The sequence below is a fragment of the Chryseobacterium sp. JV274 genome, assembly GCF_903969135.1.
Lineage (GTDB): Bacteria > Bacteroidota > Bacteroidia > Flavobacteriales > Weeksellaceae > Chryseobacterium.
Genome location: NZ_LR824569.1, coordinates 36,176 through 48,728, shown reverse-complemented (window position 1 = coordinate 48,728; position 12,553 = coordinate 36,176). Strand labels below are relative to the sequence as shown.

Here is a 12,553-nt window from a genome sequence, read left to right as displayed (position 1 = left end):
TTATTTTTTAAGTTATTATTAAGATTTCTTTTCTTAAGTCTTCTATTGTTTCCACAATATAATCGTTGCCTTCCATGTAGTTCATGATGAAAATCGTTTTGAATTCATCCAGTTGAACCTCCCCTTTCAATCCGTCATAGGTTTTGTGAAGCAATTCTATGATCGCATTTTTAGAGTCTACAATATTCTTCCATGAATTTTTTGTGATGTATAACTGCTGTGAGGAGTTATATTCAAATTCTTCATTGATTGTTTTTTCGGTAAGGAAAATAAATTCATGAACCGCTAATTCTCTATCAAATCTATGGATAAGGTTTGACGGCTTCATTCTGTCCAGAAACAAGGTCATTCTTTCGTAAGAATGTGCTTTGTTCTCTGAATTAGATTTCACGGTGAGTAGTTTGATTTCCTGGTTTTTAAGAGTAATGTACGAATGTACAAATTGTCTAAGCAAAACCAAAAAAGGAATTGCAATAATCAATGCAAATGCATACGGTAGATATCCTGAAAGACTCGTCATAATTTTAGACTGCAAAATTACTAATTATTTTCCGTCTTCTAAAGAGTTTTTAAAGATATCCACTTTAGAATTTTGTATATAAACTAATGCTAATATAATTATAAGGTAAAAGCCCAACATCATCCTGTTTACCAAGGACGGAAAAACCAGGAATCTCATGATGACAGTTCCATAAATAATTACAAAAAATAAGACCTGAGCCTGTCTTTTTTTATTATAAAGTGAAAAATTATTAGCCAGAATAATGATTATAAAAATCAAAAGAACCGGAAAATACGAAGCGTTGAACTCCAGCATTATTTTACTTTTAATAAAATGAATATAATCTGAAAAAGAAAACGGATCGGGTTGTGAAACAGGGTAAATCTGAACTTTAGTAAACTGATTCATAAAGAGTGTAGACCATGAAACCTGATTAAAAGTCTGTATTAAAAAGAAGGAAAGAAACAGATATCCATATGATATCAATAATGGACCTGTTTTCACCTGCAGCCTGTTTCTATAAAGATAAATAATGCCATACAGAAAAGAATAAAAAATAAAATATTCCGGTCTTGTAAGAATACACAGCATAGCAAAGATTCCCGCAAGAAAAAAATTTTTTCTTACTAAAAATACATAGAAGCTCAAGAGAAGCAACAGACATGATAAAGAATCTGCAGAGACATGCCTGCCTGATTCCTGAAGAGGTTTGAACAGGGAAATTAAAATCGTGATGATAAAAGCAAGACTATAATTTTTCAGAATTTTTATCAAAAAACCGAAAATCAAAATAAGAATCAGGGCGTAAGAAATAGCTGAAATTAAAGAATTGGAAGCAGATGCACTAAAACCTAATTTAAAGAATGCCCAATTGATGAAATTATAAAAAGGTTTCACTACAAAAAGCTGCAATTCTTCTTCATAGGCTTTAGGATTTTGTGACAATATTTTGTAATAGCTACTTTCACCTTTCGCTACTTCTTTCACCATTGGATCTACAGGTCCTAATCCCGCAAAATCAGGATTCTTTTCCCGCAATTCATCATATACTTTCTGATGAATCTCTTCAATTTTCATTTCGGGATATTCCGTTTTATAAATCAATCCCATATAAGCTTCCATATCAGTATTGTAATAATGGTTGGCATATAGGTAGTATGACATGATGCATACATAGATTGAAAATATAAAAACAAGAATATTCTCCCTTTTTTTCATACGTTGATATTATAAGTATACAAATGTAAAAAAACTATCAACTTCTATTCTTATAAAAAGCTTTTATAATAAAGGATTACAATTCAAACAATGCCGGCCTTTGAGTCACTTCATGATAACAAACGCTATTTTCATCAAAGAAGTGATATACAAGGCTTTTTCTAGTTCTGTTTTTATCCGTATGAGACTCACCGCCATGGAGAATATTGGCATGCCAGATCAATAGATCCCCTTTTTTTGCTTTAAAGACTTCTTTTTTCAATCCCAGCTCTTTTACTTTATCTTCAAGAAATGTTTCATAAGCTCTGTAACTTTTCTTACCGATTTTCAGGGCTGTACCCTCATTATCATAATCAGAATTCAGGAAATAAGGTAATTTATGGCTCTTAGGAATGTAATGAAGAGCACCATTCGTTTCATCCACATCTTCCAATGCAATCCAGACTCCAAGTAATCCTCCCAAAGGGTAAGTCGTCATGTGAATACTATCTGAATGTGTTTTTTGCTGGCTTCCGTTGATGAAATTGATACTTTGGAAAAGTTTAGATTTTCCGTCCAGTAAAACAGATAAAAAGTCTAATAATTCCTTATCACTTCCAATGTTTTTAATAATTTCTGAATGATGAATGGCAAACATCAGTTTTCCCCCGTAAATAAACTTCAGTGTACCATCTTCCATCAGCTTATCAATTTCTGTATTGATTTGATCTGCCGTTTCCGGAGTCAGGAAATTTCTCAAAATCAGATAGCCATTATCATCATACTGAAGAACACTTTCTTTATTTTCTTCCGATAACTTCTTAAAAAAGGGAGTTTCTATAAGTTTTGCATAATTTACCTTTCTATCGCTTGCAGGAAGATGAGCAAAATCTTTACTCGAAATACTTGAAAAATAATTCTTATTGATTCCGTATTTTTTATACAATGGAATATTATGCTTTAATTTATTCTTTTTAAACAAGTTATAAAGCATATATGATAATTTGTACTGACGAATCTGTTGTAACATAAGTGTTTTACTAAGGATTTTATAAAGTTACGGAATATTACTTAATTAGAACCAATCTAAACAATGCTTTTCATCATAAAAATGACTTCCCTCTCATGATAAGATACCCTAATTTTTTAAAGAGGTTCTTTTTTGAATTTTCGATAATTCCGTAAGGTCTTAATTCCGGGCGAAAACCTCTGAAAAATTCTTCAATATTGGGTAGCTCTCCCCCTTCAAAGTCAAAAATATGAGTTTCGATATTATCTTTAATAAGAGTATCAATCAATACTGAAGCTCCAGATAATTTGACGTAATCTTTATCATTAAAATTACCCAAAAGTGCCACCATGTTACAGTCTCTGTAAGTAGCTATTACGTTGATAATCTTGTTTTGATAATAAAAAGCTGTGAACTTCAGGTAATCCAACTTATGAAAACTCTCAAAAATCCTCATGAATTCACACAAATCATTGTCTTTACTCAACCCTATCGTGTGGGCTTCTATAAAAGTCTTTGCTTTGTTAAAAGAAATGGTTTTAACTTCTGATTCTTTTAAAACTTCTTCATCTAAACGAAGTTTTCTTTTTCTTTTGGGAGAATAATTGGCACGTACTTTCTCATAAATATTGGGATATAATAAAAAGTTCTTCTTGATTCTGATCTTCGTTCGAAACTGGTTTACATCATTGAACGGATAGGCCCTGATCATGTAATTTTTTTCTAGATATTCTAAAAAAGCCTCATTAAGTTCAAGATTATCTTTAACAGAAAAAACACCAAGCTGCTGGCAAAGTTTCGGATTATGAACAATTTTCATCCCATATTTTCTTACAAAAGGGACAGGCATCACAGCCTCATAATCCTTATAAACGAGAATTTCCCATGGCATTGTAGAAGTTATATCTAAAAAATCTTTTGTAGCAGAATATTTTCTTTGTTCGGAATTTTCTAAACATTGAGCATATTTTACAAAATTAATTTCATGGTATTTCAATCTTCTAATCATAATAATCCTGAGTCCGAGAAACTAAAATAGGAATCCTGCGTGACAATAATATGGTCTAAAAGCTGGATACTTAAAGTATTTCCTGCTTCTTTTATTTTTTGTGTAATACTGATATCTTCCCGGCTTGGTTTTAAACTTCCGGAAGGATGGTTGTGGGCAATGATAATACCCGTTGAAAAATGATCCAGTGCTGTTTTGTACAGAATTCTTACATCTACAATAGATTGGCTTATTCCTCCCTGAGTCAGTTGGGAAACATGAATCACTTTGTTACTGTTGTTAAGGAAAATAGCCCAGAACTCTTCTGTTCTTAAGTCAGAAAGCTGGTTTTGAAGAATAAGATAAGCATCATTACTGTTACCAATTACTGCTTTTTCAGGAATTTCCTGTACCGTTCTTCTTTTTCCGATTTCTAAAGCTGAAATAATTGAAATCGCTTTTGTGACTCCAATCCCTTTGAATTTCATCAGATCTTTAGCAGAAAGTAAGCTCAACTGATGCCAGCTGTTATTAACAGAGGCTAAAATTTTCCGTGATAGTTCCAGAGCATCTTCTTCTCTATTTCCACTTCCCATAATAATAGCCAGCAGCTCAGAATCAGAAAGTGAGCTTTTGCCTTTCTGCAAAAACTTTTCTCTGGGTCTGTCATCTTCTGCAAGAAATTTTATAGCCATGAAAAAAAGATTATGAATTAATAAAATGCATACAGGATCATCGGTTTAGTCGACTGATCAATATATATTGCTGTTTCTTTCAGAGCATTCACCGAAAGCATCGGACATCCTAAGCTTAAACATGCCGGAGTCTGAGATTCCACATCCGGAATGCATCCGTAGGAATGAAGGACAATTGCCCTCTGCATTGCATTGCTGTTCGTAGAATCAAGCCCTTTTAACCGGTAAGCTTTACCAAACTTTCCTACATAGCTTTCTCCAATGACATATTTTCCCAAAGACGACTGATAGGAACCTTCAATATTACTGAATTTTAAAGCATCAGACCGTGGAATGACTGAACCTGAACCATGGGATACAACGGCTTGTTGTACAATTGTATTATTTTTCAGATTATAAATGAAATAACGGTATTTCCCGGAAGGTATCTTAAAGTTGATAAAAACAGCCAATTCCTGATTATACTCTTTTCCTTTAATATAGTTTTTAATTTCCGAAATCCTTGCCTGAGGCACATCCAGTGAATTCAACTGCTGGGATTCAGCTTTTGAACAGGAAATTAAAATTATAAAAAGAAAAATAAGGTGTTTCATCATCTGCTATTGTATACTTCTATTCTATGATCATTCCGTCTTTCATAACGAGCTTGCGGTCTGTAATTTCTGCAAGATTCGGGTTATGGGTTACAATTACAAAAGTTTGATTGTATTTGTCTCTAAGATCAAAAAACAATCTGTGAAGATCATCCGCATTTTTAGAATCCAGGTTACCTGTAGGTTCATCTGCAAAAATGATTTTCGGTGAGTTGATTAAAGCTCTTGCTACAGCTACCCTTTGCGCCTCTCCACCTGAAAGCTGATTGGGTTTATGCTGTAGTCTCTGTTCTATTTTTAAATCTTCAAATAAAGCATAAGCTTTTTCAAGTGCTTCTTTTTCATTGGCTCCGGCAATTTTTGTCGGAAGCAATACATTTTCCAGCGCTGTAAACTCAGGAAGAAGCTGATGAAACTGAAATACAAAACCGATATTCTGGTTTCTGAACTTTGAAAGCTGTTTATCATTCATATTAATAAATGATTCTCCTGCTATTTCAATTTCAGTATCATATTTGTTGGATTGACTCGGATGATCCAGCGTTCCTAAAATCTGCAGTAACGTAGATTTACCTGCTCCTGATTCTCCAACAATAGAAACTACCTCGCCCATTTTGATATGGATATCAACTCCTTTCAGTACTTCTAAATTCCCATAAGATTTATGGATATTTCTTGCTTTAATCATGATTCAAAAATAGTGAATTGCCTTCAAATAAAAAACCGCTTTTTGAAGCGGTTTGTATTTTATTTTACTTTTATTACGATTAGATTTTCTTCATCCATTTATATAGGTCTTTTCTATTAATTTTTTTAATTATTTTCTTCATGTTTTAGCTATAAAACGCATGTAAAAAAGTATTTTCTCTTTTTCAGAGTTTATTTCCCTCCTATAAGTTTATTAAGAATCTGCATTTTAATGTAGCCAAAACAAAAAAACCTCCCAAGCTGGGAGGTTTCAATATTTTCATTTTAGAAAATTACAGTAACAATGTTAATGGACTTTCTAAATATGTTCTTAATGTCTGTAAGAATTGAGCACCTGTAGCACCATCTACAACTCTGTGGTCACATGCCAATGAAAGTTTCATTGTGTTTCCAACTACGATCTGACCATCTTTTACGATTGGTTTCTCGATAATTGCTCCTACTGAAAGGATGGCAGAGTTTGGCTGATTGATGATACTTGTAAAGGTTTCGATTCCGAACATTCCTAAGTTGGAAATAGAGAATGTAGATCCTTCCATTTCGTTAGCCTTAAGACCTTTGCTCTTAGCTCTTGAAGCCATATCTTTTACGGATGCAGAAATCTGTGTATATGTCATCTGATCTGTATTTTTCAATACAGGCACTACCAATCCGTCAGGAATAGCTACTGCTACACCAATATTGATATTTCCTCTATGGATGATCTTATCACCTGCCCAGCTTGAATTTACCTGAGGGTGTTTTCTTAAAGCAATTGCAGTTGCTTTAATGATCATATCATTGAAAGAGATTTTAGTATCAGGTAAAGAATTGATTTCTTTTCTTGCTTCAATAGCTTTATCCATGTTGATCTCAACCATCAGATAGTAATGAGGAGCAGAGAATTTACTTTCAGAAAGACGTTTTGCAATAATATTTCTTACCTGAGAGTTTGGAGTCTCTGTATCTTCACCCTGTACAAAGCTTACTGCAACCGGAGCAGCATTTGCTGTTGGAGCTGAAGCAGCTGGTTTTGCAGCTGGCTGATAGTTTTCGATATCTTTTTTAACGATTCTTCCGTTTTCACCAGATCCCTGAACACTGTGGATATCAACCCCTTTATCCTGAGCCATTTTCTTAGCCAGTGGAGAGATTGCTACTCTGTCAGAAGATGAAGAGTCTGCAGCAGGAGCCGCTTTTTCTTCTGTTTTAACTTCTGCTTTCTGTTCAGCCGGTTTTTCAGTTGATGCAGCTTCAGCTTTTGGAGCTCCTACAGCAGAAACATCTGTTCCTGCAGGACCAATGATTGCTAATACAGAATCAACCGGAGCAGCACCTCCTTCTTCTACACCCTGCTTCAATAATACGCCATTGAATTCAGATTCGAAATCCTGTACTGCTTTATCTGTTTCGATCTCAGCAAGAAGATCACCTTCTTTTACTGTATCTCCTACATTTTTGTGCCATTTAGCTACTTTACCTTCTGTCATTGTATCAGAAAGTCTTGGCATTGTAATAACTTCTACTCCAGCCGGAACTTCCGCAGCAACAGGGGCAGCAGTTTCTGCTTTAGGCTGTTCTTCTGATTTTTTTTCTTCAGTTCCTGCAGCGGGAGCAGCAGCTCCACCTGTCAATCCTGAAATATCTTCTCCTTCATTCCCGATAATAGCCAAAACAGAGTCTACAGCAGCAGCGCCTCCTTCTTCTACGCCTACGTATAAAAGGGTACCTTCTATTTCAGATTCAAAATCCTGAACAGCTTTATCGGTTTCAATTTCCGCTAAAATATCTCCTTCTTTTACTTTATCTCCTACTTTTTTATGCCATTTTGCCACTTTACCTTCCGTCATAGTGTCGGATAGGCGGGGCATCGTAATTACTTCTGCCATAATTTTCTAATATGATAATTTGTTAATGTGATGATGAGAGAATTAAAAAATCTAATTCATTTTCAAATTCTCAAATTATCTAATTATTAATTTTCTAATTTGTCTAGGAATGGATAGTTTTCCTGAGCATATACATACTCATAGATCTTTTCTGCCTCTGGATATGGAGAATTTTCCATAAATTCAATACACTCCTCAACGAAGTCTCTTGATTTATTATCCATCGCTTCCAAGTCTGCTTCCGTAGCCCATCCGTTTTCTAAAATTCTATGTTTTACAAGCTCAATTGGGTCATCGTTTTTATGAATAGCCACTTCTTCTTTAGATCTGTATGGCTCAGCATCAGACATAGAGTGTCCTCTGTAACGGTATGTTCTTGCTTCAATGAATGTAGGTCCATCTCCTCTTCTTGCTCTTTCAATAGCCTCATAAGCAGCTTCAGCTACTTTTTCAGGATCCATTGCATCTACAGCAAGACAAGGCATTTCGTATCCTAATCCTAGTTTATAGATATCTTCGTGGTTGGCTGTTCTTTTTACAGAAGTTCCCATTGCATATTGGTTGTTTTCTACCACAAATACTACAGGAAGTTTCCAGTTCATCGCCATATTGAATGTCTCATGTAAAGAACCTTGTCTTGCAGCTCCATCTCCGAAGAAACAGATATTCACTGCTTTTCTGTCGAAATATTTATCTGCAAAAGCAATCCCTGCCCCCAAAGGAATTTGTCCTCCAACGATACCGTGTCCTCCGTAAAAACGGTGTTCTTTACTGAAAATGTGCATAGATCCACCCATACCTCCGGATGTACCTGTAGCTTTACCGCAAAGTTCAGCCATGATTCTTTTGGGATCTACTCCCATCGCCATTGGATGGATGTGACATCTGTAAGCAGTAATCATACTATCCTTTGTCAGATCCATGGCATGCGTGAATCCTGCAGGAATAGCCTCCTGACCGTTATACAAATGTAAAAATCCTCTGATCTTTTGTTTTAGGTAAAGAGAACGGCATTTGTCTTCAAACCTTCTCCACATTGTCATATCTTCATACCACTTCAGGTATACCTCTTTAGAAAATTCTTTCATGTGTTAGCTCTTGCTTTTTTATGATGAAATAGTTGAGCAAAATTATGAAAAAAACTTTGTTTTTATTCTATACATAGATAACTTTTCGTTTTTTCTGTAAAATCTATTTGCAGGCCGAATGGATTATTCTTAATTTTCGACCCCTTGAAAGACTGATGAGGTGGCGCTTTATCCATTACATTCTTACCATGATATATAAGGAATCAGCCTATCCATATGGTTTTTCTGAAACAATACATAATTCGGAGACATCAGGATTTGTTACTTTTTGCGCCCCTGTTTCTTTCCTCTTTAATTATTGTTAATATATCTTTTGGTTATTTCAAGAGCTTCTTTTCCGGGGAAAAATCTGTAAGTTTCAGGGTTCTGTCTTCAATTTCATTAACGAAATTACCATATTGTTTTGCTGTTCTCGCTTTAATCTCCTTCCATTCTTTATCTGCCATAAATCCTTCCCACGCTGTTTTCATTGTATATTCATCTTTCCACTCAAGCAGGTAAACAAATTCTGTTTTTTCCCTGAATTCCGATTCCCAGATCGATACAATAGTAAAACCATATTTCTTCATTATCCTGAGTGCATGATCCCTGAAGCGGTCCAGAAAAACCTGCTTATTCTCTTTGGGAACTTCATAAATTCTTAACTGATGCACAGGAGCTGGCAGTGCAGAAGTATTTTCCTGAGAAAGCTTTTGTCCAAAAGTAAAACAACCTGCAATTATCAGGAAGAATGTGAATAAATGTTTCATGATATAAGATTAAAACTGGTTAGCTAAAGGTATACATTTTCGGCAAAATTTAATATTAGTTTAAAAAAGCTGAAAAAAATTTTATTTATCAAAAGCAACTGACATTGAGTCATTTTCAGATAATCCAGCACCTTTCACCCCTCTGCTTTTTCGTTTGGTTTTTGAGGTTATATTGGTATATTTGGTTTTTAAATTTGATTATGGAAGAAAAGCAGTCTTCATTATTACACAAAATTTCAAAAGTCATCTCCGATTTTTTCAATCCTCTGGTCTCTCTGATCATTTTTTTCATATATATGAGTATCAGGGAATACACTCTTAAAGATTCTATGATGTACTTCATTCCCATATTAGCAATGATTATTATCCCGGTTGTCATTTGGCTGGTATGGAATGTGAAAACAGGAAGATATACCAATATGGATGTATCCAACCGGGTTCAAAGAAAAACACTGTATATATTTATAGCAGTCTGTGTGGTTGCTTATCTTCTTTTCCATTACATCAGAAACGGATCTGTTGATCTTGTCATGCTGTTTATTTTAATTCTTCTTTTTGCGTTACAGATCAGCAATCTTTTCATCAAAAGCTCGATGCATACCGCATTCAATATATTTGTAGCAGCATTATTTTTTAGCCTCAACTGGAAAATGGGTCTGTTATGGCTGGGAATTGCCGCTTTGGTCGGGATTACCCGCGTTATTTTAAAAAGACATACCGTAAAAGAAGTATTTATGGGAGCTGGAATAGCTTTTATGGTATCTTTTATCTATCTTTATTGCAATATTCAATTTCAACATTAGAATTCTCTATGAAAATAAATCATCTTACTGCCGCAGAAGAAAACTTTATGAAGCTGTTTTGGAAAATGGAATCTTTCTATCTGAAGGAAGTTATGGAACAGCATCCGGAACCTAAACCACACCAGAATACGGTTTCAACTTATTTGAAAATATTGGTTGAGAAAGGCTATCTATCCACCGTAAAAGAAGGAAGAATTTTCAAATATACAGTGCTTGTTCCTTTGGAAGGATATAAAAAATTTCTATTGAAAGAACTTTCACATACCTTCTTTAATAATTCAGGGAAGGAAATCCTGGAGCTTTTATTAAGCCAAAAATTAATCTCCCAGGAAGATATGAAAGGATATTTTGATCTAAAAATCGAAATAAAACCAGCAAAGGTTGAAGAACCGAAGTTTGAAATTGCTGAAGAAATCTTAAGTCCTAAAAAAGAAAAGAGAACCAAAGGAAAAGAGAAAGACAAGGACAAGGACAAGGACAAAAAGAAAAAGAAGAAAAAAGATTAATCTTACTCTCAAAAACACCAAATTATGAAAACAAAATTCCAAGAAACATTAAGCCGGGCTAATGAGGTCATTTTCCGTTATCCAATGGTTCTGGCAGTGGCTTTATTAGCTGCAGTTGGTGCCATCTGCATTGTTGAAACAGAGCTTGAACAAGTTACAACATATATAAAGTTCACTATTTGTGCCTGTCTCGGTATTTCGCTCATGTTTGCCCTGAAAATGGTATCACAGAGAATCGGGAAAGAGTTACTATTACACTTATGTGGCGTTGCTTTTCTTATTGGGTTCTACTGTATCCTGCCTGATAAAAAGAATAATTTCACCGAAGTTTATGCTTATATCATTGCAATTACGGCTCTTCTCTCCCACTTATTGGTTTCTTTTATTCCGTTTCTTCAAAAAGACAGAGAGCTCAGATTCTGGCAGTATAACAAAAATCTTTTTGTCAATTTCTTCCTTACTGTTGTATTCACAGGCGTTTTGACCGGCGGAGTTGAATTGGCCATTTTAGCTGTTGATAAACTTTTTGATTTTCATTTTCATCACAGAATTTATACAGATACATTTTTTGTTCTGGCTATTTTCGGGAGTAGTTTCATTTTTCTTTTATTCAGTGATAAAGGGCTAAATAATCTTGAAAAAGACGGAACATATCCTGTTGTTTTAAAGTTTTTCACTCAGTTTATCTTAATCCCGCTGCTGCTTATTTATGTAGCAATTCTTTATTTTTATTCTTTTAAAATCCTGATCAACTGGCAGCTTCCAAGAGGCTGGGTTTCTTATCTTGTTTTAGCCTACAGCATTGTTGGGATTCTGGCATTGCTTCTGGTACATCCATTAAAAGAGGAAAATGCAAAATCATGGGTTAAGATATTTTCAAAGGCATTTTACTATACTATTGTTCCTTTGATCATCTTGCTTTTCACGGCTATTTTCACAAGAATTCTGGAGTATGGCTATACAGAACCGAGATACTTTGTTTTCCTTCTTGCACTTTGGCTGCTCAGCATTGTTATTTACTTTATTTTCAATAGAAAGGCAACAATAAAGTTTATTCCAGTCAGCTTATTTTTATTTGGAGCTTTTGCTTTAATCTTCCCTTACTTTAATGCTTTCAGTGTTGCCAAGAGAAGTCAGAAGACAGAACTGATGAATATTTTAAATCAAAATCAGTTAATCAGTGCCGGTAAAATTAATTTTAATAAAAAAGTTACAGATACAATCCGTAATGAAATTGCTGATAAATTTGAATTTCTGGCAGAGAGAAAACAAGGTGAATTTTTATCAAGTCTCCTGAATAAAAAAGATCAGAATGAGTTATCTGATAATATTGAAAAGGGTACATTTTACAGCATCAATTATACTATTCAAAATAAATTTTCGGATGTAAATATCACCGTTAAAAATAGACCTTACGAACTGAACAGAATCGTTCTTGTTCCTGAAAAACAAATTATAGGAATCGAAAACTATCAGTATTTACTTTCTTTCCATCGTTACAGCAGCGACCCGCAGAAACTGAATGAAGACCAGTTTGAACTTATAGATCAGCTGACTGATAAATCCTCATTGAGACTGAGATTAAATTCTAAAGAAGAGGTAGATTTTGGGCCGAAAATCATTCATTTATTTGAAGAAAACAAAAACAAAAACGGCACCGTAAAAGTTCCTGATATAGCAATGGAATCTGATTTGGGCAAGTACCATGTCAAGCTTATTTTCAGTGAAATTACAAAAGAAAAATATTCCGATAATGAGCTGGCCAGCATTTATTATGAGAATGTTTATATTCTGATAAGATTAAAATAATAAATCATAAAAAAGACTGCCACAGGGACAGTCTTTTT

The 12,553-nt window shown here is 34.4% G+C and carries 13 protein-coding genes; 3 read left to right on the top strand and 10 right to left on the bottom strand.

Annotated elements, in window-relative coordinates; genetic code table 11:
- Window positions 1–7: 7 nt before the first annotated feature.
- From CHRYMOREF3P_RS00245 to CHRYMOREF3P_RS00200, 10 genes are all read right to left on the bottom strand, one after another.
- Window positions 8–520, bottom strand: a complete 513-nt coding sequence (locus CHRYMOREF3P_RS00245; protein ID WP_077414373.1) for a hypothetical protein — start codon at window positions 518–520, stop codon at window positions 8–10.
- A 24-nt stretch (window positions 521–544) separates the two neighbouring features.
- Window positions 545–1,720, bottom strand: coding sequence for a hypothetical protein (locus CHRYMOREF3P_RS00240; protein WP_180563520.1), 1,176 nt, complete (start codon window positions 1,718–1,720; stop codon window positions 545–547).
- Between the two features lie 76 nt (window positions 1,721–1,796).
- Window positions 1,797–2,729, bottom strand: a complete 933-nt coding sequence (locus tag CHRYMOREF3P_RS00235; protein ID WP_180563519.1) for a phytanoyl-CoA dioxygenase family protein — start codon at window positions 2,727–2,729, stop codon at window positions 1,797–1,799.
- A gap of 73 nt (window positions 2,730–2,802) precedes the next feature.
- The gene (locus CHRYMOREF3P_RS00230) at window positions 2,803–3,717 is read right to left on the bottom strand and encodes a hypothetical protein (protein ID WP_180563518.1); all 915 of its coding nucleotides are present in this window, start codon (window positions 3,715–3,717) and stop codon (window positions 2,803–2,805) included.
- Complete coding sequence (gene radC, locus CHRYMOREF3P_RS00225; protein ID WP_077414381.1) at window positions 3,714–4,391, bottom strand: RadC family protein; 678 nt, start codon at window positions 4,389–4,391, stop codon at window positions 3,714–3,716. The genes CHRYMOREF3P_RS00230 and radC overlap by 4 nt, the downstream gene beginning before the upstream one ends.
- Before the next feature lie 17 nt (window positions 4,392–4,408).
- A complete protein-coding gene (locus tag CHRYMOREF3P_RS00220) occupies window positions 4,409–4,987 on the bottom strand; it encodes a murein L,D-transpeptidase catalytic domain-containing protein (RefSeq protein WP_180563517.1) in 579 nt (192 codons plus the stop codon).
- Window positions 4,988–5,003: 16 nt separating this feature from the next.
- Window positions 5,004–5,672 carry an ABC transporter ATP-binding protein gene (locus CHRYMOREF3P_RS00215; protein WP_047384594.1) on the bottom strand — a complete coding sequence of 223 codons (669 nt, stop codon included), beginning with the start codon at window positions 5,670–5,672 and terminating at the stop codon, window positions 5,004–5,006.
- 292 nt (window positions 5,673–5,964) lie between these two features.
- Complete coding sequence (locus CHRYMOREF3P_RS00210; RefSeq protein ID WP_180563516.1) at window positions 5,965–7,560, bottom strand: 2-oxo acid dehydrogenase subunit E2; 1,596 nt, start codon at window positions 7,558–7,560, stop codon at window positions 5,965–5,967.
- An 86-nt stretch (window positions 7,561–7,646) separates the two neighbouring features.
- The gene (gene pdhA / locus CHRYMOREF3P_RS00205; protein ID WP_047384590.1) at window positions 7,647–8,648 is read right to left on the bottom strand and encodes a pyruvate dehydrogenase (acetyl-transferring) E1 component subunit alpha; all 1,002 of its coding nucleotides are present in this window, start codon (window positions 8,646–8,648) and stop codon (window positions 7,647–7,649) included.
- A 317-nt stretch (window positions 8,649–8,965) separates the two neighbouring features.
- Window positions 8,966–9,397 carry an NIPSNAP family protein gene (locus CHRYMOREF3P_RS00200; RefSeq protein ID WP_077414387.1) on the bottom strand — a complete coding sequence of 144 codons (432 nt, stop codon included), beginning with the start codon at window positions 9,395–9,397 and terminating at the stop codon, window positions 8,966–8,968.
- Between the two features lie 200 nt (window positions 9,398–9,597).
- Here CHRYMOREF3P_RS00200 and CHRYMOREF3P_RS00195 point away from each other — a divergent pair, with 200 nt between their 5' ends.
- From CHRYMOREF3P_RS00195 to CHRYMOREF3P_RS00185, 3 genes are read left to right on the top strand one after another with little or no spacing between them, the layout of a single operon-like run.
- Entirely contained in the window at window positions 9,598–10,200 is a 603-nt protein-coding gene (locus CHRYMOREF3P_RS00195) for a phosphatase PAP2 family protein (RefSeq protein ID WP_077414389.1), read from the top strand.
- An 8-nt stretch (window positions 10,201–10,208) separates the two neighbouring features.
- Window positions 10,209–10,706 (top strand): BlaI/MecI/CopY family transcriptional regulator, encoded by a 498-nt coding sequence (locus CHRYMOREF3P_RS00190; protein WP_077414391.1) that lies wholly within the window; start codon window positions 10,209–10,211, stop codon window positions 10,704–10,706.
- Between the two features lie 24 nt (window positions 10,707–10,730).
- Window positions 10,731–12,515, top strand: a complete 1,785-nt coding sequence (locus tag CHRYMOREF3P_RS00185) for a DUF4153 domain-containing protein (RefSeq protein WP_180563515.1) — start codon at window positions 10,731–10,733, stop codon at window positions 12,513–12,515.
- Window positions 12,516–12,553 lie beyond the last annotated feature (38 nt).